The organism is Streptomyces sp. NPDC092952, from assembly GCF_044754785.1.
Classification (GTDB): domain Bacteria; phylum Actinomycetota; class Actinomycetes; order Streptomycetales; family Streptomycetaceae; genus Streptomyces.
On sequence record NZ_JBIVPT010000003.1, the window covers coordinates 379514 to 404092 of the forward strand.

19 protein-coding genes are annotated in these 24579 nt (G+C 73.5%); 10 read left to right on the forward strand and 9 right to left on the reverse strand.

The window, feature by feature from the left end; all coding sequences use genetic code 11:
- The first annotated feature begins 22 nt into the window (after window positions 1–22).
- Window positions 23–1849: an NHL domain-containing thioredoxin family protein gene (locus ACIQGQ_RS09525; protein ID WP_402392768.1), complete on the forward strand. Its 1827-nt coding sequence runs from the start codon at window positions 23–25 to the stop codon at window positions 1847–1849.
- A gap of 43 nt (window positions 1850–1892) precedes the next feature.
- Here the strand turns inward: ACIQGQ_RS09525 and ACIQGQ_RS09530 are convergent, their stop codons facing one another.
- The 4 genes from ACIQGQ_RS09530 to ACIQGQ_RS09545 all read right to left on the reverse strand — a co-directional run bounded on the left by ACIQGQ_RS09530 (window position 1893) and on the right by ACIQGQ_RS09545 (window position 9185).
- On the reverse strand, window positions 1893–4898 hold the full coding sequence (locus ACIQGQ_RS09530) for a BTAD domain-containing putative transcriptional regulator (RefSeq protein ID WP_402392770.1): 3006 nt from the start codon (window positions 4896–4898) through the stop codon (window positions 1893–1895).
- 162 nt (window positions 4899–5060) lie between these two features.
- Window positions 5061–6359 carry a M18 family aminopeptidase gene (locus ACIQGQ_RS09535; RefSeq protein ID WP_402392773.1) on the reverse strand — a complete coding sequence of 433 codons (1299 nt, stop codon included), beginning with the start codon at window positions 6357–6359 and terminating at the stop codon, window positions 5061–5063.
- 107 nt (window positions 6360–6466) lie between these two features.
- Complete coding sequence (locus ACIQGQ_RS09540) at window positions 6467–7219, reverse strand: hypothetical protein (RefSeq protein ID WP_402392776.1); 753 nt, start codon at window positions 7217–7219, stop codon at window positions 6467–6469.
- 139 nt (window positions 7220–7358) lie between these two features.
- Window positions 7359–9185 (reverse strand): acyl-CoA dehydrogenase, encoded by a 1827-nt coding sequence (locus tag ACIQGQ_RS09545; RefSeq protein WP_402392779.1) that lies wholly within the window; start codon window positions 9183–9185, stop codon window positions 7359–7361.
- 185 nt (window positions 9186–9370) lie between these two features.
- Here ACIQGQ_RS09545 and ACIQGQ_RS09550 point away from each other — a divergent pair, with 185 nt between their 5' ends.
- The 3 genes from ACIQGQ_RS09550 (at window position 9371) to ACIQGQ_RS09560 (ending at window position 12099) form a co-directional block, all read left to right on the forward strand.
- Window positions 9371–9811: an SseB family protein gene (locus ACIQGQ_RS09550; RefSeq protein ID WP_148836880.1), complete on the forward strand. Its 441-nt coding sequence runs from the start codon at window positions 9371–9373 to the stop codon at window positions 9809–9811.
- Between the two features lie 186 nt (window positions 9812–9997).
- The gene (locus ACIQGQ_RS09555; protein WP_352274146.1) at window positions 9998–10954 is read left to right on the forward strand and encodes a pirin family protein; all 957 of its coding nucleotides are present in this window, start codon (window positions 9998–10000) and stop codon (window positions 10952–10954) included.
- An 80-nt stretch (window positions 10955–11034) separates the two neighbouring features.
- Window positions 11035–12099, forward strand: a complete 1065-nt coding sequence (locus ACIQGQ_RS09560; RefSeq protein ID WP_402392782.1) for an AI-2E family transporter — start codon at window positions 11035–11037, stop codon at window positions 12097–12099.
- A gap of 4 nt (window positions 12100–12103) precedes the next feature.
- On the opposite strand, the gene ACIQGQ_RS09565 is transcribed toward ACIQGQ_RS09560, so the two are convergent.
- Window positions 12104–14236: a SpoIIE family protein phosphatase gene (locus tag ACIQGQ_RS09565; protein WP_402392784.1), complete on the reverse strand. Its 2133-nt coding sequence runs from the start codon at window positions 14234–14236 to the stop codon at window positions 12104–12106.
- A gap of 164 nt (window positions 14237–14400) precedes the next feature.
- Here ACIQGQ_RS09565 and aspS point away from each other — a divergent pair, with 164 nt between their 5' ends.
- Window positions 14401–16197: an aspartate--tRNA ligase gene (gene aspS, locus ACIQGQ_RS09570; protein WP_402392787.1), complete on the forward strand. Its 1797-nt coding sequence runs from the start codon at window positions 14401–14403 to the stop codon at window positions 16195–16197.
- A gap of 116 nt (window positions 16198–16313) precedes the next feature.
- Here the strand turns inward: aspS and ACIQGQ_RS09575 are convergent, their stop codons facing one another.
- The 4 genes from ACIQGQ_RS09575 to ACIQGQ_RS09590 are packed head-to-tail and all read right to left on the reverse strand — an operon-like array spanning window position 16314 to window position 20054.
- Window positions 16314–17507: an ABC transporter permease gene (locus ACIQGQ_RS09575; protein WP_402392789.1), complete on the reverse strand. Its 1194-nt coding sequence runs from the start codon at window positions 17505–17507 to the stop codon at window positions 16314–16316.
- Window positions 17504–18304: an ABC transporter ATP-binding protein gene (locus tag ACIQGQ_RS09580; RefSeq protein ID WP_402392791.1), complete on the reverse strand. Its 801-nt coding sequence runs from the start codon at window positions 18302–18304 to the stop codon at window positions 17504–17506. The genes ACIQGQ_RS09575 and ACIQGQ_RS09580 overlap by 4 nt, the downstream gene beginning before the upstream one ends.
- Window positions 18301–19377 carry a peptidoglycan-binding protein gene (locus ACIQGQ_RS09585; RefSeq protein WP_402392794.1) on the reverse strand — a complete coding sequence of 359 codons (1077 nt, stop codon included), beginning with the start codon at window positions 19375–19377 and terminating at the stop codon, window positions 18301–18303. Before ACIQGQ_RS09585 ends, ACIQGQ_RS09580 begins: the two co-directional genes overlap by 4 nt.
- On the reverse strand, window positions 19374–20054 hold the full coding sequence (locus tag ACIQGQ_RS09590) for a hypothetical protein (protein ID WP_402392796.1): 681 nt from the start codon (window positions 20052–20054) through the stop codon (window positions 19374–19376). Before ACIQGQ_RS09590 ends, ACIQGQ_RS09585 begins: the two co-directional genes overlap by 4 nt.
- A gap of 135 nt (window positions 20055–20189) precedes the next feature.
- Between ACIQGQ_RS09590 and ACIQGQ_RS09595 the strand changes: the two genes are divergently transcribed.
- The 5 genes from ACIQGQ_RS09595 to ACIQGQ_RS09615 all read left to right on the forward strand — a co-directional run bounded on the left by ACIQGQ_RS09595 (window position 20190) and on the right by ACIQGQ_RS09615 (window position 24568).
- Window positions 20190–20882, forward strand: coding sequence for a response regulator (locus ACIQGQ_RS09595; RefSeq protein ID WP_402392799.1), 693 nt, complete (start codon window positions 20190–20192; stop codon window positions 20880–20882).
- Complete coding sequence (locus ACIQGQ_RS09600) at window positions 20879–22402, forward strand: ATP-binding protein (protein WP_402392801.1); 1524 nt, start codon at window positions 20879–20881, stop codon at window positions 22400–22402. The genes ACIQGQ_RS09595 and ACIQGQ_RS09600 overlap by 4 nt, the downstream gene beginning before the upstream one ends.
- Window positions 22399–22890, forward strand: coding sequence for a hypothetical protein (locus ACIQGQ_RS09605; protein WP_402392804.1), 492 nt, complete (start codon window positions 22399–22401; stop codon window positions 22888–22890). Before ACIQGQ_RS09600 ends, ACIQGQ_RS09605 begins: the two co-directional genes overlap by 4 nt.
- 234 nt (window positions 22891–23124) lie before the next feature.
- Window positions 23125–23919: a L,D-transpeptidase family protein gene (locus ACIQGQ_RS09610; protein WP_402393423.1), complete on the forward strand. Its 795-nt coding sequence runs from the start codon at window positions 23125–23127 to the stop codon at window positions 23917–23919.
- A 67-nt stretch (window positions 23920–23986) separates the two neighbouring features.
- Complete coding sequence (locus tag ACIQGQ_RS09615) at window positions 23987–24568, forward strand: Uma2 family endonuclease (protein ID WP_402392807.1); 582 nt, start codon at window positions 23987–23989, stop codon at window positions 24566–24568.
- Window positions 24569–24579 lie beyond the last annotated feature (11 nt).

Consider the following 24579-nt stretch of genomic DNA (forward strand, 5'->3'; position numbering starts at 1 on the left):
CACGGTGATGTTGACTGTTCACATGGCAACACGTGCGCGCGTCAGGGCCCCCGAGCTGGTCGGCAAGGGCGGCTGGCTCAACACAGGCGACCAGCAGTACACCCTCGCCGACCTGCGAGGACGCATTGTGGTCCTGGATTTCTGGACCTTCTGCTGTGTGAACTGTCTGCATGTCCTCGACGAGCTCCGCGAGCTGGAGGAGAAACACCGCGACACCCTGGTGATCATCGGGGTGCACTCGCCGAAGTTCGTCCACGAGGCCGACCACCAGGCGGTCGTCGACGCAGTCGAGCGGTACGGGGTCCACCACCCGGTCCTCGACGACCCGGAGCTGGCCACCTGGAAGCAGTACGCCGTACGGGCCTGGCCGACGCTGGTCGTCATCGACCCCGAGGGCTATGTCGTCGCCCAGCACGCAGGCGAGGGCCATGCGCACGCCATCGAGAAGCTGGTCGAGGAGCTGGAGGCGGAGCACGGGGCGAAGGGCACGCTGCGGCGCGGCGACGGCCCCTACGTGCCGCCCGAGCCGGTCGCCACGCATCTGCGCTTCCCCGGCAAGGCGCTGTCCCTGCCGGACGGCGGTTTCCTGGTCTCCGACACCACCCGCCACCGCCTGGTCGAGATCGAACGGGACGGTGAGACGGTCCGCCGTCACATCGGGACGGGGGACCGGGGGTTCACCGACGGAGGCCCCGGCGAGGCCCGCTTCTCCGAGCCGCAGGGGCTGGCCGTGCTGCCGGACGGCCGGATCGCGGTCGCCGACACGGTCAACCACGCCGTCCGCGCCCTCGACCCCGCCACCGGGGAGACCACGACGCTCGCCGGCACCGGCCGCCAGTGGTGGCAGGGCTCGCCGACCTCCGGGCCCGCCCGCGAGGTGGACCTCTCCTCGCCCTGGGACCTGGCCTGGTTCGCGGACCGGCTGTGGATCGCCATGGCGGGCGTCCACCAGCTGTGGACGTACGACCCGGGGACCGGGCGCGTCGAGGTGGCGGCGGGCACGACCAACGAGGGCCTGGTCGACGGACCGGCCGCCGAGGCGTGGTTCGCCCAGCCGTCCGGGCTCGCCGTCTCCGCCGACGGTGAGCGGCTCTGGATCGCCGACTCGGAGACCTCCGCACTGCGGTACGTCGAACGGGACGGGGACGGCTTCGCCGTCCGCACCGCCGTCGGCACCGGCCTCTTCGACTTCGGGCACCGCGACGGCGCCGCGGGCCAGGCCCTGCTCCAGCACCCGCTGGGCGTCACCGCGCTGCCGGACGGATCGGTCGCCGTCTGCGACACGTACAACCACGCGCTGCGCCGCTACGACCCGGTGAGCGACGAGGTCACCACCCTCGCCACGGATCTGCGCGAGCCCAGCGGCGCCGTGCTGGTCGACGGAGAGCTCGTCGTCGTCGAGTCCGCCCGGCACCGGCTGACCCGGCTGCGGCTGCCCGAGGAGGCGGTGCGCGTCGCCGACCGGGCCCACCGCACCCGGCGCGCGGCCACCGGGATCGCCCCGGGCACGCTCCGGCTCGACGTGGTCTTCCAGGCGCCCGCCGGGCAGAAGCTCGACACCCGGTACGGGCCCTCGACCCGGCTCCTGGTCTCGTCGACCCCGCCGGAGCTGCTCGCCGAGGGCGCGGGCGCGGGCAGCGACCTCTTCCGCGACCTGGTCCTCGCCGACGGCGTCACCGAGGGCGTCCTGCACGTGTCGGCGATGGCCGCCTCCTGCGACGACGACCCGGCGAACGAGTACCCGGCCTGCCACGTCCACCAGCAGGACTGGGGCGTCCCGGTGACGGTGGAGGCGGCGGGGGTCTCCCGGCTGCCGCTCGTGCTGGCGGGCATGGACGAGCAGGGCTGAGGCCGGTCCGGCCCGGAACCACGCCCCGGCCGACGGGGCGTGGTCAGCCGCTTTCGGTGAGGCGCTGCACCGCTTCCTCGTGCCGCTTGCGGTACCCCGGCTCCGCCGTGACCCGCAGCAGCGCCTGGAGGGCCTGGACCGCGCCCTCGTCGTAACCGGTCCGCTCCGCCTCCGCCGCCGCCGCGTCCAGCAGCCGGATGCCCTCGTCCTCCTCGCCGAGCGCCAGCCGGGCCTCGCCGCTGGTGGTCAGCAGCAGCACCCTGCGGGCGACCTCTTCCTGCTCCGGCCCCAGGTCGAGCGCGGTCCGGGTGGACGCGAGGGCCTCGCGCGGCAGGTTCGCGGTCAGCTGCATCCGGGCGAGGTGCTGGAGGGCCAGCATCTCGGTGTGCGCGTCCCGCTCCGCACGGGCCAGCCCGACGGCCTGCTCGCACCCCTCCAGGGCCGGTCCCAGCTCCCCCAGCTCCGCCTGGACGACGGCCAGGTTGATCAGCGCGGTCGCCTCGCCGAGCCGGTCACCGGCCTGCCGGGCCAGACCGGGCGAACGCTCCAGCAGGGCGACGGCCTCGGAGGTCCGGCCCTCCTCGGTCAGCACCCAGCCCAGCAGGTTCAGCACCCGCGACTCGGCGTACGTGTCCCGCTCGGTGCGGGCGGAGTCCAGCGCCAGCTCCAGCAGTGGGGACCAGCTGTCCCGCACCCGCCACACCACCTGCGGCCACTGGAGCAGGATGATCCGCCACGCCCGGTCGTGGAACCCGGCGGTCCGGGCGGCGACGGCGGCCAGCGCCAGGTCGTCGCGCTCGGCCGCCAGCCAGCCCATGGCCTCCGCCCGGTCGACGAAGTCCCGCACGGCGCGCGGACGGAGGAAGTCCTCCGGCAGGACGAAGCAGGGCTCGCCGCCCGGCTCGGCGGTGTCGGCGGCGGCGAGCGCGGTGGCGATGTAGTGGTCGAGCACGCCGACGAGCGAGGCGGCCCCGCCCTCCGGGTCCATGGCGCGGGCGTAGAGCCGTATCAGGTCGTGCAGCACCCAGCGTCCGGGCGCCACCTCGGCGACGAGATGGGCGGCGGCGAGCCGCTCCAGCGTCGCCGCCGCGACGACCGGGTCGGTACCGGCGAGCGCGGCGGCCGTGTACGGGTCGAAGTGGCCGCCGGGGTGGTGGCCGAGCCGGGCGAGCTGGTGGACGGCATCCTGCGGCAGCTGCTGCACGGTCAGCCGGAGCGCGGCGGAGACACCGGTGTCGTCCACGTCGAGATAGGCCAGCCGGCTGCGCTCGTCGGCCAGTTCGTCGGCGATCCCGGCCAGCGTCCGGTTCGGGCGCCCGGCCAGCCGGGCCGCGGTGACCCGCAGGGCGAGCGGCAGCCCGCCGCAGAGCTCGGCGAGCCGCCGGGCCGCGACCGGTTCGGCGAGCACCCGGTCCTCGCCGAGGACACCGGCCAGCAGGGCCGTGCTGTCGGCGGGTTCGAGCACGTCGAGCGGTACGGGGCGGGCCGCGTCCGAGGCGATGAGGCCCTCCAGCCGGTTCCGGCTGGTCACCAGCGTGACGCAGTCGGTGCCGCCCGGCAGCAGCGGCCGGACGATGGCGGAGTGGCGGGCGTTGTCGAGCACGACGAGCAGTCGGCGCCGGTCGGTCAGCGAACGGAAGAGCGCCGCGGCGGCCGCCGCGGACTCCGGGACGCGGCGCGGCGGGACCCCGAGCGCCAGCAGGAACTCGCGGAGCACCTCGACGAGCGCGGGTTCGCCGGTGTCGCCGAAGCCGCGCAGATCGGCGAAGAGCCGCCCGTCCGGGAAGGCGGCCGCGTTGCGGTGCGCCCACTGGAGGGCCAGCGCGGTCTTGCCGACCCCGGCCGGGCCGGTGACCAGACAGACCGGGGCCTCGCCCGCCGCGGCCCGGGTGAGCGCGGCCAGCTCGGCGGTCCGCCCCTGGAAGCCGCGGGGGGAGCGGGGCATCAGGTCCGTGGGGTGCGGATCACCGACCAGGCCCGGCACGGGGAGCGGCCGGAACGCCGACCCGGCGGCGGGCGGGGGCGGGGACGCCGCGACGGACGCGGGTGCCGGTCCGGAGGCGGGAGCCGGTCCCGTCGCGAACGGCCGGTCGGCCGCCGAACGGTCGGGCACCGGGCGCCCCGCGTCCGGGCGGGAGGGGGCAGCGGGCACGGCCCCGTTCCGGGCACTCCCGTTCGCGGGCCCGCCGGTGCCCCGGGCCCCGTTCCCGGCGGAGCCGTTCGCGGTGCCGCCCCGGGCCGGGCCGTGCGCCGGAGCGCCCTGCCCGGCGGGGGTGTTCCGGCCGCGCCCCGTGCCGGTGTCCGGACCGGGGTCGCCGCGCAGGATCAGCGCGTACGCGTCGGCCAGCTCGTGCCCGGGGTCGATGCCCAGCTCATCGGCGAGCAGCCGCCGCGTACGGTGGAACCAGTCCAGCGCCTCCGACTGGCGCCCCGCCCGGTAGAGCGCCGTCATCAGGGCCGCGGCCAGCGACTCCCGCATCGGGTGCGCGACGGCCTCCGCCCGCAGCACCGCCGCCGCCCGGTTGTTCTCCCCCAGCTCGCCGTAGGCGCTCGCCAGCTGCTCGACCGTCGCGAGCCGGGACTCCTCCAGGGAGTGCGCGGCGGCCTGGAGCGGGCGGCCGGTGAACGCGCCGCTGAGCGCCGGACCCTGCCACAGGGACAGCGCCTCCTTCAGCATCAGCACCGCGTCGGCCGGGCTGCGCTGCTCCCGGGCCAGGGTCAGCAGTTCCTCGAAGCGCTGCGCGTCCAGCAGGGTCTCCGGGAGCCGCAGCACGTACGCGTCGCCGAGTGTGACCAGCTCCACCCCGTACGCCTCCGCGTCCGCGCCGACCAGCAGGGCACGCAGCCGGGACACATGGCCCTGGATGACGCTGCGGGCGTGCAGGGGCGGGGTGTCGTCCCAGAGCGAGTCCATCAGCCGGGCGATGGAGACGGGGGTGTTCGCCGACAGCAGCAGCGCGGCGAGCAGGCTGCGGCGCTTGGCGGGGCCGAGCGGCAGCGGTCCGGTGAACGTGTCGACCGAGACGGTGCCGAGCAGCCGGAACTCCACGGGCGGATTCCCTTCCGGGCGGGATGCGCCCGGGGCCGGGCACGGCGAAAGTCCCAGGATATCGGGGGTGCCAGGGGGTCGGCGACGGGTCGAACCCGATCGGTGGGGCGCCCGGCCGCCACGGCGGACGGCGCCCCACCGGACGGCCCGGGGGCGGGCGGATCAGCCCGCCATGAACGCCGCCACCGCGTTGGCCAGCAGATACGGGTCGTCCACCCCGCACAGCTCACGGGCGCTGTGCATCGACAGGATCGCGACGCCGATGTCCACGGTCTGGATCCCGTGCCGGGCGGCGGTGATCGGACCGATCGTGGTGCCGCAGGGCATCGAGTTGTTGGAGACGAAGTTCTGCCACGGCACGCCCGCCTTCCGGCACGCCTCGGCGAACACGGCCCGGCCGCTGCCGTCGGTCGCGTACCGCTGGTTGACGTTGACCTTGAGGATCGGCCCGCCGTTGACCACCGGGTGGTGGGTCGGGTCGTGGCGCTCGGCGTAGTTGGGGTGGATCGCGTGGCCGGTGTCGGAGGAGAGGCAGACGGTCCCGGCGAAGGCGCGGGCCCGGTCCTCGTACGTACCGCCGCGGGCCAGGACGGAGCGTTCCAGCACCGTGCCGAGCAGCGGGCCGTCCGCGCCGGTGTCGGACTGCGAGCCGGTCTCCTCGTGGTCGAAGGCGGCCATCACCGGGATGTACGGCAGCGACTCGTCCGGCTGTCCGGCGACGGCGCCGAGCGCGGCGGTCGCGGCGTGCACGGAGAGCAGGTTGTCCATCCGGGGCCCGGCCAGCAGCTCGCGGTCCCGGCCCAGGTAGGCGGGGGCCTCGACGGCGTGCGGCATGAGGTCCCAGCCGGTCACGTCCGCGGCGTCGACACCGGCCTCGGCGGCGACGAAGCGGATGAGGTCGCCCTCCTCGACGTCCCCGAGCCCCCAGATCGGCTGCATGTGCTTCTGCCGGTCGAGCTTGAGCCCGTCCGCGTTGGCCGACCGGTCCAGGTGCACGGCCAGCTGCGGTACGCGCAGCAGCGGGCGGTCGACGTTGACCAGCCGGTGCGTGCCGTCGCGCAGCGAGATCCGGCCGGCGAGGCCGAGGTCGCGGTCGAGCCAGGTGTTGAGGAGCGTTCCGCCGTAGACCTCCACGGCGACCTGCCGCCAGCCGTGCGCCCCGATGTCGGGGAGCGGCTTGACCCGCAGGTTCGGCGAGTCGGTGTGCGCCCCGACGATCCGGAACGGGGTGTGCGCCGCCGCGCCCTCCGGCACGTACCAGGCCACGATCGCGCCGCCGCGCAGCACGTACTTGCCGCCGCTGCTCCCGTCCCAGGCCGCGGTCTCCTCGACCTGCCGGAACCCGGCCGCCTCCAGCCGGGCGGCAGCGGTGGCCACGGCGTGGTACGGGGAGGGAGAGGCCATCAGGAAGGCCATCAGGTCGTCGGTGTGCCCGCGGTCGAAGCGGAGGGAGGAACTCATGTTCCTCACTGTAACGAGACCGGCCGGGCCGCCCGCACCGCTGTCACTGGCTGAGGACGCGGTCGGTACCGGGCCGTCACCGGTGCCGCTGCCCGCCGGGCGTCCCTTCAGCCCTTCGGAACGGCCGCCGTCGGCCTGTCGCCGTCCTGGGCCTGCTGTGCGCGCTCGGCGAACGTGGCCGCGAAGGCCCTGACCCGCTCGTCCGGGATCACGGTCTTCCCCTGGGTGCCGGTGCTGATGCCGAGGACCGTGGTTCCGACCCGCACCTGCGCGATCGTGCCCGGTCCGCCCATGGCGCCGACCTCGGCGCGGTTGGCCTCGCGCTCGGCGCCGGTGCCGCCGAGGTCCACCTCCTTCGCGCCCACCCCGACCCGGTCCCCGCCGTACCATCCGGCCAGGAGGTCGTACGCGGTGTCCGCGGCCTTCTCGTCCTTGTAGGCGAGGGCCCAGAAGTTCAGCGTGGTGCCGTCCGGCTCGTGCGCGAAGGACGAGGTGCCCCAGAAGGCGACCTCCTTGCAGGCGGCCTCCCGCTTGTCCTTCGGGCCGACCCGGCAGACCGACGGCGGGTAGTCCGGGACCGGCTCCTGGGCATCCGGCTTCATGTAGTTCCGCCAGCCCGGTACGGCCTTCGCGTCGGGCAGCACCGAGGCGACCTGCTTCCGGTCGAGCGCCGTGGCCTTGGCGTCCCCGCCCCCGCCCCCGCAGCCCGCGAGCAGCAGCACGGCCGTCCCGGCAGCCAGGATTCCCGGCCCCCGCCGCCCACCCATGAAGCCCGTACCGCCGAACCCCGTACCGCCGAAGCGCGTACCGGTGCCGAAATCCCTGCCGTCCACGAGCGATTTCCCCCTCAGCTCGATCATCGCCGCCCGATCCTGGGCCCGGCCGTCCGGGGCGCCCCCGGCACCGGTACGACGGCACCGCCGCCCGGGAACGTGCCCGGGCGGCGGTGCGCGGTGGTACAGAAGCCCCGCGGGAGCGGAAAACCCCGCGGAAGCGGAATCAGAACGCGGCCTCGTCCAGTTCCATCACGGAGTTGTCGACGGACTCGGCGAGCGCGCGCTCGGTCGCGAGGCCCGGCAGGACGTTCGCGGCGAAGAACTTCGCGGCGGCGATCTTGCCCTGGTAGAAGGCCACGTCCTTCGGGGAGGCGTCGCGCAGCTTCTCGGTGGCGACGGCCGCGCCCTTGAGGAGCAGGTAGCCGACGACGACGTCGCCGGAGGCCATCAGCAGGCGGGTGGTGTTGAGGCCCACCTTGTAGATGTTCTTGACGTCCTCGCCGGTCGCGGTGAGGTCGGTGATCATCGTGCCGACGATCGCCTCCAGGTCGACGGCGGCCTTGGCGAGCGAGTCCAGCGCACCGGCCAGCTCCTCGTTGCCCTGGGCGCCGGCGAGGAACTTCTTGATCTCCTCGGAGAGGGTGTTCAGCGAGGCGCCCTGGTCGCGGACGATCTTCCGGAAGAAGAAGTCCTGGCCCTGGATCGCCGTGGTGCCCTCGTAGAGGGTGTCGATCTTGGCGTCGCGGATGTACTGCTCGATCGGGTACTCCTGGAGGTACCCGGAGCCGCCGAAGGTCTGGAGCGACTGCGCCAGCTGCTCGTAGGACTTCTCGGAGCCGTAGCCCTTCACGATCGGGAGCAGCAGGTCGTTGAGGCCGTGCAGCGCCTTGGCGTCCTCGCCCGCGGCCTCCTTCTCCTGGATCGCGTCCTGGACGGAGGCGGTGTACAGCACCAGGGAGCGCATGCCCTCCGCGTACGCCTTCTGCGTCATGAGGGAGCGGCGCACGTCGGGGTGGTGCGTGATGGTGACCTTGGGGGCGGTCTTGTCCATGAACTGCGACAGGTCCGAGCCCTGGACGCGCTCCTTGGCGTACTCCAGCGCGTTCAGGTAGCCGGTCGACAGGGTCGCGATGGCCTTCGTGCCGACCATCATGCGGGCGAACTCGATGATGCGGAACATCTGGCGGATGCCGTCGTGCTTGTCGCCGATCAGCCAGCCCTTGGCGGGGTGCTTGTCGCCGAAGGTCATCTCGCACGTGTTGGACGCCTTGAGGCCCATCTTGTGCTCGACGTTGGTCGCGTACACGCCGTTGCGCTCGCCCAGCTCGCCGGTGGTCCAGTCGAAGTGGAACTTCGGGACCATGAAGAGCGAGAGGCCCTTCGTGCCGGGTCCGGCGCCCTCGGGGCGGGCCAGCACGTAGTGGATGATGTTCTCGGACATGTCGTGCTCGCCCGAGGTGATGAAGCGCTTCACGCCCTCGATGTGCCAGGAGCCGTCCTCCTGCTCGACGGCCTTCGTGCGGCCCGCGCCGACGTCAGAACCGGCGTCCGGCTCGGTCAGCACCATCGTCGAGCCCCACTGGCGCTCGACGGCGATCTCGGCGATCTTCTTCTGCGCCTCGTTGCCCTCCTCGAAGAGGATGCCGGCGAACGCCGGGCCGGAGCAGTACATCCAGATGGCCGGGTTCGCGCCGAGCAGCAGCTCCGCGTAGCCCCAGATCAGGGAGCGCGGCGAGGTGGTGCCGCCGATCTCCTCGGGCAGGCCCAGGCGCCAGTACTCGGAGTCCATGAACGCCTGGTACGACTTCTTGAAGGTCTCCGGGACCGGGGCCGTGTTGGTCTCGGGGTCGAAGACCGGCGGGTTGCGGTCGGCGTCCGCGAAGGACTCGGCCAGCTCGTTCTCCGCGAGACGGGCGACCTCGTCGAGGATGCTCTTCGCCGTCTCGACGTCCATCTCGGCGAACGGGCCGGTGCCGTACGTCTTGTCGCGACCGAGGACCTCGAAGAGGTTGAACTCGATGTCGCGGAGATTCGACTTGTAGTGCCCCATGGAAGGCTCCGTAATCAATAGCAGTGGCGCACGGCGCCCCCGGGGAAGGGGGTGCGGGCCGGGCGGGCGACGAGCTGGCGACAAGCTGGCGAGGCGCATATCAGCTGACCTCTACGATGATGCTACCCGCCAGTAATAAGGCGCAACCCCTCAAGCCCCCGATGTGTCCGATTACTCTTTGCGGCATGTACGGCTACGACCAGAACCCGGGTGCACAGCAGCAGATGGGTGGCGGCTACGGCGAGCAGCCGCTGTATCCCGAGCCCTCGCCGCCGTCCCTGGGCGACGCGGTCCGGGCCTTCACCACCGGCTCGCTCTCCGCCGAGGACTTCCAGCAGATCTTCGCGACGTCGAAGGTCTACTGCCCGCGTGGCGACAATCCGGGCTTCCTGGCGCTGCACAACACGCAGCAGCCGGTGATCCCGATGTTCACCACGCTCAAGGAGCTGCGGCGGTACGCGGGCAAGGAGTCCAAGTACTTCGTGATCACCGGGGCCGAGGTGATCGACCTGCTGCCGACCGGCTACGGCTTCGTCCTCGACATGGAGGGCGAGCACCGCATGGTCTTCGACGCGAAGGCCGTGGAGCAGATGGTCGACTTCGCGATGCGCCGCATGTACGGCTGAGCTCCCGGTCTTCCCGGCTTCGGAAGGGGCCCGCACCCGACGGTGCGGGCCCCTTCGCGTTGCTCCGGGCGGGTGAGGGGCGGCTGCCGGGAGCGGGCCCGGCGGGGCCGGAAATGGATTGAGCCTTGCAAGATGTTCACCATTCAACTAAATTGAAGGCAGAACAATCCCCCGGAGGTGGCCCCCATGCCCGCAGTGACTGTCGAAAACCCGCTGACCCTGCCCAAGGTCGCCGCCCCGGGCGACGCGACGGACCGTCCCGTGCTCGCCGTCACCACGGCGCCGAGCGGATTCGAGGGCGAGGGCTTCCCGGTGCGCCGGGCGTTCGCCGGCATCAACTACAAGTACCTCGACCCGTTCATCATGATGGACCAGATGGGTGAGGTGGAGTACGCGGCGGGCGAGCCGAAGGGCACGCCCTGGCACCCGCACCGCGGCTTCGAGACCGTGACGTACCTGATCGACGGCAGCTTCATCCACCAGGACTCCAACGGAGGCGGCGGCACCATCCAGAACGGTGACACCCAGTGGATGACCGCCGGCTCGGGTCTGCTGCACATCGAGGCCCCGCCGGAGTCGCTGGTCATGTCGGGCGGCCTCTTCCACGGCCTCCAGCTCTGGGTGAACCTGCCCAAGGCCGACAAGATGATGAACCCGCGCTACCAGGACATCCGCGGCGGCCAGGTCCAGCTGCTCGCCTCCCCGGACGGCGGCGCGCTGCTCCGCGTCATCGCCGGTGAGCTCGACGGGCACGAGGGCCCCGGCATCACCCACACGCCGATCACGATGATCCACGCCACCGTGCGCCCCGGCGCCGAGGTGACCCTGCCGTGGCGCGAGGACTTCAACGGCCTCGCCTACGTGCTGGCCGGACGCGGCACCGTCGGCGCGGAGCGCCGCCCGGTCCACCTCGGGCAGACCGCCGTCTTCGGCGCCGGTTCCGCGCTGACCGTCCGGGCGGACGAGAAGCAGGACGGCCACACCCCGGACCTGGAGGTCGTGCTCCTCGGCGGCCGTCCGATCCGGGAGCCGATGGCGCACTACGGGCCGTTCGTGATGAACAGCCAGGCCGAGCTGAAGCAGGCCTTCGAGGACTTCCAGGCCGGCCGCCTCGGCACCGTGCCCGCGGTCCACGGAATGTGAGCCGGAGGGCGGGTGACGGTTCGTCACCCGTCCGGCGGCGCGGGCGGGACAGGCCGCCCGCGCCGTGATCGGGTGGGAGGGTGCGGAACGACAAGCCCCTCCTGCCCGATGCCGCGCGCCGCACGGCCGCCTGGTGCGGTGTGGTGCTCCTGGTCGCCGGGGTCGCCGCGGTGGCCGTCTGGCTGTGCGTGACGCTGAAGACGGCGGTCACCCCGGTGCTGCTCGCGCTGCTCGGGACGGCGCTGCTCGGCCCGGTGCACCGCTGGCTGACCGACCGGGGGGTGCGGCGCTCGCTCGCCGCCGGGCTCACCTGCGTCCTGCTCGTCGCGGTGGTCGGCGGTGCCGGGTACATCGTCGTCACCGCGCTCATCGACAGCGGTGACCAGATCGTCCGTTCGCTGAAGGACGCCGCCCACTGGGTCGTCGACCACTTCGGGATCGGGAAGAACACCGACGTGGACGACCTCGCGAGGGGCGGGCAGAAGCTCTTCGAGAAGTTCGGCGCGAGCGCCGCGGGCGGACTGCTCTCCGGGATCAGCCTGATCGGCACCCTCGCCGCCACCAGCGTCCTCGCCCTGCTGCTGACCTTCTTCTTCCTGCGCGACTCCGACCGGGCCCGCGACCTCGCCCACTCCATCGCCCCGCGCGGCACCGGCGAACTGGTGGAGGCGATGGGGCGGCGGGCCTTCGAGGCCGTCGAGGGCTTCATGCGGGGCACCACGTTCATCGCGCTGATCGACGCCGTCTGCATCACCGTGGGCCTGCTGGTCCTGCGGGTGCCCGGTGCGGTGGGGCTCGGGGCGCTGGTCTTCGTCGGGGCCTACATCCCGTACCTCGGGGCCTTCGTCTCGGGCACCGTCGCGGTGCTGGTCGCGCTCGCCGACCGGGGGTTCGTGATCGCGCTCTGGGCGCTGGGGGTGGTGCTCGCGGTGCAGGTGCTGGAGGGGCACGTGCTCCAGCCGGTGATCCAGAGCCGTACGGTGCAGATGCACCCCGCCATGATCATGATCGCGCTCACCGCGGGGGCCAGCGTGGCCGGGCTGCTGGGCATGCTGCTCGCGGTGCCGCTCTGCGCGGCGGCCTTCGGCATCCTCGGGGAGCTGCGCGACGGGTTCCGGGGGGCGGCCGCGCCGGAGGAGGAGTGAGGGGTCAGGCCCCCGGGGTCTCCAGGGCCTCCGGGGTCCCCGGTTCGGCCGGTCCGGTGCCCGGGGGCGACTCGTGCAGCTCGAACCAGATCGACTTGCCCGCCCCCCGCGGGTCCACTCCCCACGCGTCGGCGAGCATCTCCATCAGCACCAGCCCCCGGCCGCTGGAGGCCATCTCCCCCGGGCGCCGCTTGTGCGGCAGCTCGTCGCTGCCGTCGGACACCTCCACGCGCAGCAGCCGCCCGCCGTGCTCCCCCGTCGCCTGGGCGAGCATCAGCGCGTCGCCGTCCGTGTGGACCAGGACGTTGGTGGCCATCTCGGAGATCATCAGCACCGCCGAGTCGACCTGCTCCGGATCAGCCCAGTCGTGCAGCAGGTCCCGCAGCTGCCGCCGGGCCGCGGCGATCCGCTCCGGCTGGGCCTGCGCGATGGTCAGCGCGGTGCGCCGGGCCGTCGCCGGGCGCCCGGTGCCGCCGCCGTCCCGCCGCAGCAGGAGCAGCGCGACGTCGTCCTCCCGGCGGTCCGAGAGCGGGCCCGTGGTGTAGTGCGAGGCGGGTCCGTGCACCGTCTGGACCAGGGCGTCCGCCAGCTTCTCCAGATCGGCCGGGTGCTCCTCCAGGACCGGGCGCAGCCGGTCCCAGCCGGAGAACATGTCGTGGCCGCCGGTCTCGATCAGCCCGTCGGTGCAGAGCATGATCGTCTCGCCGGTCCCCAGGGTGATCCGGCTCGTCGGGTAGTCGGCGTCCTCCTCGACGCCGAGCGGCAGCCCGCCCTCGGTCTGCCGGATCATCGCGGTCCCGTCGGCGGTGGTCACCACCGGGTCGGGGTGGCCGGCGCGGGCGATGTCGAGGGTGCCGGTCGCCGGGTCGACCTCGGCGTACAGGCAGGTGGCGAAGCGGGGGCCGGGCGCCGTGCCGTCCTCGTACGCGTCCGTGAGCCCGGAGAGGAAGCGCGAGGCGCGGGCGAGCACCGCGTCCGGGCGGTGCCCCTCGGAGGCGTACGCGCGCAGGGCGATCCGCAGCTGGCCCATCAGCCCGGCGGCCCGTACGTCGTGGCCCTGGACATCGCCGATGACGAGGGCGACGCGGCCGTTGGGGAGCGGGATCATGTCGTACCAGTCGCCGCCGACCTGGAGCCCGCCGCCGGTCGGGATGTAGCGGGCGGCGACCGTCATCCCGGGGATCTCCGGGATGAGCCTCGGCATCATCGAGCGCTGGAGCCCCAGCGACAGCTCCCGCTCCGTCTCGGCGACCCCGGCCCGGGCCAGCGCCTGCGCGAGCATCCGGGCCACGGTCGTCAGCACCGAGCGCTCGTCCGGCGAGAACGACACCGGGTGCTTGAACCCGGCCATCCAGGCACCCATCGTGCGCCCCGCGACGATCAGCGGCAGAAAGGCCCAGGAGCGGCGGCCGAACCGGCTGGCGAGCGGCCAGGTGGCGGGGTAGCGGCGGCTGTACTCCTCGGGCGAGGGCAGATAGATCGCCCGCCCGGTCCGTGCGACCTCGGCGGCCGGATAGTCGGTCTCCAGCGGCATGTCGGTGAACGGTCCCTCGTCGCCGATGCCGTGTCCGTGGTGCCCGACGATCGTCAGCCGGTCGCCCGCGACGCCGAAGACCGCGAGCCCGTCCGGCGAGAAGCCCGGCATGGAGAGCGAGGAGGCGACCCGCAGCACCTCCTCGGTCGACCTGGCCTCGGCCAGCGCCCGCCCGGCGTCCAGCAGGAACGCCTCGCGGGAACGGCGCCAGTCGCCGGTGACGGTGACGGGCGCGCCGGTGGTGCCGGACTGCGGCTCGGGCACCTCCTGGAGCGTGCCGACCAGCACGTAGTCCCGGTCGGCCGCGGGCAGCGGCCGGGAGCGGCTGCGCACCGTACGCAGCACCCGGCCCTCGGCGTCCACGATCCGCAGCCGGGCCTCGGCGAGGGTGCCCTCGGCGCGGGCGAGGCTGACCACGCCGTAGATCTCGTTCCAGTCGACGGGGTGGAAACGGGAGCGCACCGCGGACTCGCGGAAGACGCCGGCCGCGGCGGGCAGCGCCAGCAGCCGGGCGGCCTCCGCGTCGAGCGTGACGGTCCCGGCGCCGTTGTCCCAGCTCCACAGGCCGGTACCGGTCGTGGCCAGGACATCCTCGGTGCGCATTGCCCTACTTTAAGAATATTTATGCTTCGGATGCCACCGTGGGTGCCCGGGCGGGGGCCGCCGGGGGACCGTGAAGCGTCAATGTCAATGATTCGGTTCCGGCGCGGGCGGTAGCCTGGGATGGCTGTAAGCCACCCCGAACCGCGAAGACTGGATGAACGACGATGCATCGGTACAGGTCCCACACCTGCGGCGAGCTCCGCGCCTCTGACGTCGGCACCGACGTCCGACTCAGCGGCTGGCTGCACAATCGCCGAGACCTGGGCGGCATCCTCTTCATCGATCTGCGCGACCACTACGGTCTGGTGCAGCTCGTCGCCCGCCCGGGCACCCCCGGCAACGAGGCGCTGGCGAAGCTCACCAAGGAGACCGTCGTCCGGATCGACGGCAAGGTCTCCGCGCGCGGCGCCGACAACGTCAACCCGGAGCTCCCGACCGGCGAGATCGAGATCGAGGTCACCGAGGTCGAGGTGCTGGGCGAGGCCGCCCCGCTGCCCTTCACGATCAACACCGAGGACGGGGTCAACGAGGAGCGGCGCCTGGAGTACCGCTTCCTCGACCTGCGCCGCGAGCGCATGCACCGCAACATCATGCTGCGCTCGGCGGTCATCGCCGCGATCCGCGCCAAGATGGTGGCCCTCGGCTTCAACGAGATGGCGACGCCGATCCTCACCGCGACCTCCCCCGAGGGCGCCCGTGACTTCGTCGTGCCGTCCCGCCTCAACCCGGGCAAGTTCTACGCCCTGCCCCAGGCGCCGCAGCAGTTCAAGCAGCTGCTGATGATCTCCGGCTTCGACCGCTACTTCCAGATCGCGCCCTGCTTCCGCGACGAGGACGCCCGCGCCGACCGTTCGCCCGGCGAGTTCTACCAGCTCGACGTCGAGATGTCGTTCGTCGAGCAGGAGGACGTCTTCCAGCCGATCGAGAAGCTGATGACCGAGCTCTTCGAGGAGTTCGGCAACGGCCGCCACGTCACCTCGCCGTTCCCGCGCATCCCGTTCCGCGAGTCGATGCTGAAGTACGGCAACGACAAGCCCGACCTGCGCGCCAAGCTGGAGCTGGTCGACATCTCCGACGTCTTCGCCGACTCGGAGTTCAAGGCCTTCGCCGGCAAGCACGTCCGCGCCCTCCCGGTCCCGGACACCGCGGGCCAGTCCCGGAAGTTCTTCGACGGCCTCGGCGACTACGCCGTCCAGCACGGCGCCAAGGGCCTGGCCTGGGTCCGCGTCGGCGAGGACGGCGCGCTGGCCGGACCGATCGCCAAGTTCCTCACCGAGACGGACGTCAAGACCCTCACCGAGCGCCTCTCGCTGGTGCCGGGCCACGCCGTCTTCTTCGGCGCGGGCGAGTTCGACGAGGTCTCCAAGATCATGTCCGCCGTCCGCGTCGAGGCCGCCAAGCGGGCCGGCCACTTCGAGGAGGACGTCTTCCGGTTCTGCTGGATCGTCGACTTCCCGATGTACGAGAAGGACGAGGAGACCGGCAAGATCGACTTCTCCCACAACCCCTTCTCGATGCCCCAGGGCGGCATGAAGGACCTGGAGGAGAAGGACCCGCTGGACATCCTCGCCTGGCAGTACGACATCGTCTGCAACGGCATCGAGCTGTCCTCCGGCGCCATCCGGAACCACGAGCCCGACGTCATGCTCAAGGCGTTCGAGATCGCCGGTTACGACCGCGAGACCGTCGAGCACGAGTTCGCGGGCATGCTCCGCGCCTTCCGGCTCGGCGCCCCGCCGCACGGCGGCATCGCCCCGGGCGTCGACCGCATCGTGATGCTGCTCGCCGACGAGCCCAACATCCGCGAGACGATCGCCTTCCCGCTCAACGGCAACGCCCAGGACCTGATGATGGGCGCGCCGACCGAGCTGGACGAGTCGCGGCTGCGCGAGCTGAACATCCAGCTCCGCAAGCCGGTGGCGGCGGCGAAGGGCAAGGACGAGGCCAAGACGGAGAAGTAGTCCGGCCTCTGCCGCCCCACTGTTCCACGTGAAACATCCCCCGGCCGGGGTCGGCCGGGGGATGTTCGCGTATCGGGCGCCGGGCACGCACCCGGTGCCGCTGTGCCGCTGTGCCGTTACGCCGCGTTCAGCGCGGTCGTCGGGTCGAGCCGGGCGGCCCGGACCGCCGGGTACAGACCGGCGATCACGCCGATCACCAGGGTGGCGGCCAGCCCGCCCGCCAGGGCCCAGGGCGGGACCACCGCCGTCCACCCCTGGACCCGGGCGAAACCGAAGGTGGCCGCCGAGCCCAGCAGCGCGCCCGCCGTCCCGCCCAGCGCCGACAGCAGCAGCGACTCCGTGACGAACTGGAGCCGGATCGCGCCCCGGGTCGCGCCCAGCGCCCGGCGCAGGCCGATCTCCCGGCGGCGCTCCAGCACGGAGACGACCATGGTGTTGGCCACGCCGACCCCGCCGACCAGCAGCGCCACCGCCCCCAGGGCGAGCATCAGCCGGGTCAGCCCCGCGTCGGTGGCGGCCTTGGCGGCCAGCGCGTCCGAGGGCCGGGAGACCTGGACGCCCGCCCCGTCGCCGGGGTTGAGGGTGCGGCCCAGGACCGCTCGTACGTCCGCCACGGATTCGTCGGTGGAGCGCTCGAAGACGGTGGTGGGGTGGCCGTCGAAGCCGAACCAGCGCTCGGCGGCGGGGAACCCGACCATGGCCACCCGGTCCAGGTTGGGGACGAGGTCCAGCGGTTGGAGGACGCCGACGACGACCACCCGGACGTCGTTCATCATGATCGTCTCGCCGGGCCGGGTGACCCCGAGACGTTCCGCGGCCACCGCGCCGAGCACCGTCACCGGGAGCCGCTCCCCGGCCCGGTCGAGCCAGCGGCCCGTGCGCACCTCGCCGCCGAGCGCGGCCAGCAGATCGGTCCGCACCGCCTGGGCGGTGACGCCCGCAGTGCGCTCCTCGGGGACCACGTCGCTGCGGCGGATACGGGCGTCCACGTCGGCGGAGGCCGTGGCCTGGCGCACCGGGCCGATCCGCTCGACCATCGCGACCGCGTTCTTGGGCAGCTTGAGCCTGCCGCCCTCCGCGTCCTTGCCGGCCTCGGCGGTGAGGAGGTTGGTGCCGAGCCGGTCGAGCCGGGCCATCAGGTCCGCGCGGCTCGACTCGGAGAGCCCGACCACCGCGACCATCGTGGCGATCCCGATGGCGATACCGAGCGCCGAGAGCACCACCCGGGCCCGTCGGGCGCGCAGCCCGACCGCGCCGACCCGGAGCACATCGCCCGGGGCGAGGCGGGCGGGCCGGAGATCCTGCCTCATGAAACAGCCTCCTCCGGGCGCGAGGGCGGTGCGGGCGCGGCCGCCGAGCGCTGGTCCGAGACGATCCGGCCGTCCCTGAAGCGGACCCGGCGCGGCAGCGCGTCCGCGATCTCGTTGTCGTGGGTGATCACGCAGACCGTGGTGCCCGCCGCGTTCAGCTCGTGCAGCAGCTCCATGACGATGGCGCCGGACGCGGTGTCCAGGGCCCCGGTCGGCTCGTCCGCCAGCAGCAGGGTGGGCGCCCCCACCACGGCGCGGGCGATGGCCACCCGCTGCTTCTCGCCGCCGGAGAGCTGGTCGGGGGTGTGCGAGCGACGGTGGTCCAGCCGTACCCGGGCCAGCGCCTCCCGGGCCCGGGCCCGGCGTTCCCTGGGCGGGACGCCCGCGTAGAGCAGCCCGTCCGCGACGTTCTCCACCGCGTCGCGCCCCGCCGCCAGGTGGAAGTGCTGGAAGACGAAGCCGATGTGGCGGGAGCGCAGGGCGGAGAGCCGGGAGTCGGGGAGCCGGGACACGTCGTGGCCGGTGATCCGGACCGTGCCCGTGGTGGGCCGGTCGAGGGTGCCCATGAGGTTGAGCACGGTGGACTTGCCGGAGCCGGACGGGCCGACGACGGCGAGCAGCTCGCCCCGCTCGACGGTGAGGTCCACCCCGCGCAGGGCGTGGACGCCGCCGGGGTACGTCCTGGTGGCGCCGCGCAGTTCGACGACCGGGGCGGAGGACGCGTCGACGGGCGGGGACGCGGGGACCGGACCGTCTGCCGGCCCGGGGACCGGTCCGCTTGTCGGTACGGGGCTCATGAGGCGGCCACACCGACCTTCAGGCCGGCGCGCACGTCCGGCCCGCTGACCTCGATCAGCCCGTCGGCGGTCATGCCCGTCTCCACCCGCACCATCCGTGACGTGGCGCCCTCGACGACCTGGAGCCCGTAGCCGCCGTTCTCGCCGCGCAGCGCCACGACCGCCTCGACCGGGACCGCGAGCACCCCCTTGCGCTCCTCGCTGACGAACTTCACGCTCGCAGGGGCCTTGGGGTCCTCGCCCTTGACCGCGCGCGCCCCGCCGTCGAGGGAGATCTCGACGACGACACCGTCCCCGGCCCCCTGGTCCTCCGCCTCCCCGGACTCCCCGGGGCGTGCCGTCCCGGTGACCCGGCCGCCCTCGGTCTTCCCGCTGGGCAGGGTGACCTCGACCCGGGCGCCGCGTGCGGCGAGCGCGGCCTCGCTCCGGTCCAGCTCGGCCCGGACGACCGGGTCGGTGGAGGCGATCGTCAGGACCGCCCCGTCCGGGCCGACCCGGTCGGCGAGCGCCGCGTCGGCGGAGACCACCTTGACCGGGCCGGGCTGGAAGACCACGTCCCCCTGGCCGACCCGGCCGGTGGGCTCCCGGTTCAGCGACTTCTGCCACTGCTTCACGGCGGCCTCGGTGGCCGCGTCGTACCGGACGTCGATGTACAGCCCGGCCCCGTACCCCAGGTCGCGCAGGTTGCGCTCCAGCTGGAGCACGTCGCTGCCCCGGTCGCCGAGCTTCATCTCGCGGAACATCGGGACCGGTCCGTAGAGCAGGGTGACGGGCTTGTCGTTCAGCTCGTACAGCGCCTGTCCCCTGTTCAGGGTGCGGCCCTCGGCGGCGGCCACGGTCACGGTGCCCTCGACGGCGGACTTGACCGCACGGCGCCGGGCGAAGCCGAGGGTGCCGTCGACGGTGGTGGACCGTACGAGGTCGGCGCGGGCCACGGCCGTGGTGGCGGGCGGCAGGTCGCCGCCCCGGCGGGTGGCACCGGCGTCGCCGCCGCCGAGGAACAGCCACCCCCCGGTGACGGCGGCGGCCACCGCCACCGCGCCGAGCGCGAGCAGCAGGGTCGAGCGCCTCACTGCATGCCGTCCAGACCGTCGAGCAGCTTCGTCCGGCACGCCTCGCGGGCCTTCTTGTACGTCGGCGAATCCGAGTCGATGCTCGGGGACGCCGGGTTGGGGTCGCCGCCGGGCTGGGCGATGCCGCCGCTCATCGTCGGATTGGTGAACCGGGAGACGCCGTGGTCCCGCATGCACGTGGCGTGCGCCAGCATCGATTCGTAGGACTTCTGCTGGTCGCGCTTGGGTTCGGCGTCCAGTGCGGCCCTGAGCTCGGGCACGCAGGCACCGTCCTTGCCGCCCTTGATGCCCTCGTTGCGGCCGGGCTGGGAACCGATCTCGTTGACCTTGTCCCAGTCGAGGTGCCCGCTGAGCCTGGGGTCGGGGAAGTCCGGGTAACCGCCCTTGGCGCGCATGCACTGGACGTACTTGACCTGGGCGTCGTAGAACGCGCTCTTGCCGGCGGGCGGCGCGCTCGCCTTGTCGGTCTCCTGCGGGGAGGAGGTCTTCGGGCCGTCCGGCACGTCGGCGACCGCCTCGCTCCGCGTGCCCTCCGCTCCGTCGTCCCCGCCACCGCAGCCGACGGAGAGGGCGAGCACGGGCAGCGCCACGAGCGCGGCGACCCGGAGCCGGGCGGTGGTCCGGGGGCTCCGGGTGGTCCGGACGGTCCGGGTGGTCTTCCGGTGGGAAAGGTTCATGCACGGCACGTTGGCCGTCGCGGATGACGGCCCGTCCATGGCCACATGATGGGAACGTAACAATGCCCCCGGCCTGCGCGTTCGTCCCCTCGGACCCCGGACGGAACGGCCCCGGGCATGCACATAATCGGCCCCATGCCGCATGTGTTGCTCATCGAGGACGACGCGTCCGTACGGGACGGGATGGAGCTGGTGCTGCGCCGGCACGGGTACGGGGTGTCGACCGCCGCCACCGGCGAACAGGCCCTGGCCGCCCTCACCGGCGAGGAAGGCGCCCGGATCGAACTGGCCGTGCTCGACCTGATGCTGCCCGGCATGGACGGCTTCGAGGTGTGCCGCCGCATCCGCGCCCGCTCGGCGACCCTGCCGGTCATCATGCTGACCGCGCGCGGCGACGACCACGACATCGTGACGGGGCTGGAGGCGGGCGCCGACGACTACGTCGTCAAACCCGTCACCGCCCCCGTCCTGGAGGCCCGCATCCGGGCCGCGCTGCGCCGCGCCGAACCCTCGGCACCGGCGCACCGGCCCGGTGACCTCGCCGGGCTGGTGATCGACCGGCTCGGGCTGACCGTCACCAAACACGGCGTACCGGTCCCGCTGCCGCCCACCGAACTGCGGCTGCTGCTGGAGCTGTCGGCCTCCCCGGGCCAGGTCCTCAGCCGGGAGCAGCTCCTCGAATCCGTCTGGGACCACACCTTCCTGGGCGATTCCCGGCTGGTGGACGCGGCGGTCGGCCGGCTCCGCGCCAAGCTGGAGGACGTACCGGCCAGGCCCCGCTACGTCCAGACCGTACGCGGCTTCGGCTACCGCTTCGGTCCGCTGTGAACCGGCAACGAACCCGGACACGCGCCCGGCATCCGGTCGGCGGGCTGCGCACCCGGTTGGTCGCCACCTTCGTCGCCGTCGCGCTGATCAGCGCGGTCACCGCGACCGCGCTCGCCTACCGGGAGGCCCGCACCGCCGTCCTCCAGCGCACCCAGAACGCGGCCGTCAACGACGTCCGGGCGCGGGTCGGGGCGGTGGCCGCCGACTTCGACCTGCCGCCCGACCAGCGCTCGCTGGACCGGTTCGCGGCCCGGGTCTCCGAGGGCATCGGCGGCCGGATCGTGGCCGTCCGCTACCGGGACCTGTCCGCCACCTCCGACCCGTACGCCGACACCGCGTCCCGGATCGGCGCCGGGCTGCGCGCCGCCGTCCGCACCGGCGACGACGCGGTGTTCCAGCGGGTGCGGTGGCAGGACGAGCCGTACCTGGTGGTCGGCATGCCGGTGGCGTACGCGGACGGGGACCGCTCCGCCTCCGGCCTGGAGGTCTACGCGATCACCGATCTGCGCGCCGAGCGCGACGACACCGCCGCCCTGCTGGACTCGGTGCGGGCGGGGATCGTGCCGGTGGTGGTGCTGGCCGCCGTCCTGGCGCTGCTGGCCGCGGGAACGGTGCTGCGGCCGGTACGCAGACTGGGCCGGGCCACCCGTGAGCTGGCCGCCGGGGACCTCGGCAGCCGGGTCGCCGTCACCGGGCACGACGAACTCGCCGACCTGGCCCGGACGTTCAACGAGACCGCCGACGCGCTCCAGGCGTCCGACGCCGACCTGCGCGAACAGGAGGCGAAGGCGCGCCGCTTCGTGGCGGACGTCTCCCACGAACTGCGCACCCCGCTCGCCGCGATGACGATGGTGGCGACCGTCCTGGAGGAGGACGCCGACCAGCTGCCCCCGGACGCGGCCCGCGCCGCCCGGACCGTCGGCGCCGAGACGGCCCGGCTGGCCCGGCTGGTCGAGGAGCTGATGGAGATCTCCCGCTTCGACGCCGGAGCGGCCCGGCTGAACGCGGCGGAGACCGACCTCGCCGACACCGTCCGGGCGTCGCTGGCGCTGCGCGGCTGGACCGACCGGGTCCGCACGGAGCTGGACACGGGCGTACGGGCGGTCGTCGACCGGCGCCGCGTCGACGTGATCGTCGCCAACCTGGTCGGCAACGCGCTGCGGCACGGCGCCCCGCCGGTCACGGTCACCCTGCGGACGTGCCGCGCCGCGGACGGTGCGCCGTGGGCGGTGCTGTCGGTCGCCGACCGGGGCCCAGGGCTGCCGCCGGGCGCGGAACGACGGGTCTTCGACCGGTTCTACAAGGCGGACGAGGCCCGTACCCGTTCCGCCGACGGTGGCGATGACGGCGGGCAGGGCAGCGGCCTCGGCACGGCGATAGCGCTGGAGAACGCCCGGCTGCACGGCGGCACGATCGAGGTGGCGGACGCGGCCGGGGAACCGCCGCGCGGCGCGGTGTTCACGCTCCGGCTGCCGCTGCGGCGCACCGGACCGGATGAACCGGAGGAGGGGACGGAATGAGGATGCGACGAGCGGCGGCGGCCGCCGTGCTGGGCGTGGCCGCGCTGACCGGCTGCGGGGTCCAGCCGACCGGGGTGGTGGAGGCGGGCGAGCCCGCCTCCGGGCTGACCCGGGGAGTGCGGCTGTACTTCGCCTCGCCGAGCGGGCTGACCGCGGTGCCGCTGATCGACCAGCGGGTCGACGACCTGAACGGGGTGCTGAAGCTGCTCGGTGCGACGGAGCCGCCCGCCGGCCAGGGGCTGGTCTCCCTCGTCCGCCTCGGCGGCTACTCGGCGACCGGCTCGGGCGAGCGGGTCACCGTGCGGACGGAGGGGCCGTACGGAGGGTCGGGGCGCGACCAGGCGACCGGGCAGCTGGTGTGCACCCTGGCCCGTACCCAGTCGGTGCTCGACCCGAGGGTCAGGGCCGACGACGTCCGGGTCACCTTCCGTCCGTCCGAGGGCGAGCCGCTGGGGCCGCTGGGCTGCGCGGAGTTCCTGGGGCGGTGACGGCGGCGGGGAGCGGGGCGGCGTGAGGGGCCGTCACCGGGGAGGGCGGGGCGATACCGCCGGATGGCCCTCGTGCGGGTTCGCCCCGGCGGGGCGCGGCGTTGACTGAGGGCGGCGGCCGAGGGCGGCGACGGTGATCGCCCGCCCGGACCCGCCGCCACCCGCGAACGCCGAGGAGCCCCCGTGTCCCCGTCCCGTCCGCCGGTCCACCGGCGCACCCCGCCCCCCGCCCGGATAGGCCTGGGCATAGGCATCGGCACCTGTGCCACCGCCCTGCTCCTGCTCACCGGCTGCGGCACCACCCCGGCCGCCGGCCCCGCCGCCACCCGACCCGCCGTACGGCCCGGCACCGCGGCCTCCCCGGGCGTCGGCGGCCCACCCGGCCGGGCCCGCGTACGGGCCGCCCCCGTACCGCACGCACCGCGCGTCCACCCGCGCGAGATACCCGGCCTGGGCCCCAGGACCCGGGCCGGGATACCGGCGGACTCCCGCCAGGCCCTCGTCGTCACCGGCGACGACTACGACTCCAGCCTCTCCACCGCGGTGCTCTACACCCGCGACGACCCGGCCCGGGGCTGGCGCCCCGCCACCGGCCCCTGGCCCGCCCACAACGCCCTGGACGGCTGGACCGACCGCCACGAGCAGGGCGACCTCCGCTCCCCGGTCGGCGTCTACGGCCTCACCTACGCGGGCGGCCTCCTCACCCCGCCCCGCACGGCCTTCCCCTACGACCACAACCCGCTGTTCACGGTCGACGGCGAGGGTTTCGACGGCGAACCCCTCGAAGGCGCCTTCGACTACGTCGTGGCCATCGACTACAACCGCGCCCCGCACACCTCCCCCCTCGACCGCACCCGCCCCCTCGGCGAGGAACGCGGCGGCGGCATCTGGCTCCACGTCGACCACGGCGGCCCCACCCAGGGCTGCGTCTCCCTCCCCGCCGACCGCATGCGGGAACTCCTGACCGATCTGGACCCGGCGAAGAAACCCGTCGTCGTCATGGGCGACGCCGAGGGCCTGGAACGCTGAACCGACAACGGGGCACGGAACGGGCCCGTACGCTGATGGCAGCCCGTTTCCGTACCAGGAGGCTGTGATGACCGTGGTTGAGGAGAATGTGCTGACCCAGGAGGTCTTCGAGGACCTCGCCCGCCACGCCATACGCGCGGAAGAAGCGCTGCGTCTGGAGTTCGTGAACGGGAAAATGGGGGTCAAGGCAGTGCCGGACGGGGACCACGGGCGGATCATCGAATGGCTCACCCGGCAGTGCATGCAGGCTGACCCCAGCCGTTGGCTCTATGCCGAGCAGGGGCTGCGCATCGAGACGTACCGCAGGGGGAACGCCCGGCCCGATGGGGCGCTCGCCACTAGCGGCACCTTCGTCGGCCAGGGAGAATGGGCCGACCCCGCCGGTGTCCTGATGGTCGTCGAGGTCACCTCGTACGACGAGGACACCGACCGCCGGGACCGGGTCGAGAAGCCGCGCGCGTACGCCGAGACCGGCATCCCCGTCTACCTGCTCATCGACCGCGACACCTGCGAGGTCAAGGTGCACTCGCAGCCCGACGGGGTGCGGTACGAGTGCGTGGTGACGGTGCCGTACGGGAAGACCGTCGAACTGCCCGACCCGGTGGGCATCGAGCTGGACACCGAGCCGCTGAAGAACTGGGTCCGCTGACGCACGCCGAA

Coding starts and splice junctions, on each gene's coding strand:
- ACIQGQ_RS09525 (WP_402392768.1), top strand. CDS start 23: ATGGCAACACGTGCGCGCGTCAGGGCCCCCGAGCTGGTCGGCAAGGGC.
- ACIQGQ_RS09535 (WP_402392773.1), bottom strand. CDS start 6,359: ATGAGTTCCTCCCTCCGCTTCGACCGCGGGCACACCGACGACCTGATG.
- ACIQGQ_RS09540 (WP_402392776.1), bottom strand. CDS start 7,219: ATGATCGAGCTGAGGGGGAAATCGCTCGTGGACGGCAGGGATTTCGGC.
- ACIQGQ_RS09545 (WP_402392779.1), bottom strand. CDS start 9,185: ATGGGGCACTACAAGTCGAATCTCCGCGACATCGAGTTCAACCTCTTC.
- ACIQGQ_RS09550 (WP_148836880.1), top strand. CDS start 9,371: ATGTACGGCTACGACCAGAACCCGGGTGCACAGCAGCAGATGGGTGGC.
- ACIQGQ_RS09555 (WP_352274146.1), top strand. CDS start 9,998: ATGCCCGCAGTGACTGTCGAAAACCCGCTGACCCTGCCCAAGGTCGCC.
- ACIQGQ_RS09565 (WP_402392784.1), bottom strand. CDS start 14,236: ATGCGCACCGAGGATGTCCTGGCCACGACCGGTACCGGCCTGTGGAGC.
- aspS (WP_402392787.1), top strand. CDS start 14,401: ATGCATCGGTACAGGTCCCACACCTGCGGCGAGCTCCGCGCCTCTGAC.
- ACIQGQ_RS09575 (WP_402392789.1), bottom strand. CDS start 17,507: ATGAGGCAGGATCTCCGGCCCGCCCGCCTCGCCCCGGGCGATGTGCTC.
- ACIQGQ_RS09580 (WP_402392791.1), bottom strand. CDS start 18,304: ATGAGCCCCGTACCGACAAGCGGACCGGTCCCCGGGCCGGCAGACGGT.
- ACIQGQ_RS09590 (WP_402392796.1), bottom strand. CDS start 20,054: ATGAACCTTTCCCACCGGAAGACCACCCGGACCGTCCGGACCACCCGG.
- ACIQGQ_RS09595 (WP_402392799.1), top strand. CDS start 20,190: ATGCCGCATGTGTTGCTCATCGAGGACGACGCGTCCGTACGGGACGGG.
- ACIQGQ_RS09605 (WP_402392804.1), top strand. CDS start 22,399: ATGAGGATGCGACGAGCGGCGGCGGCCGCCGTGCTGGGCGTGGCCGCG.
- ACIQGQ_RS09615 (WP_402392807.1), top strand. CDS start 23,987: ATGACCGTGGTTGAGGAGAATGTGCTGACCCAGGAGGTCTTCGAGGAC.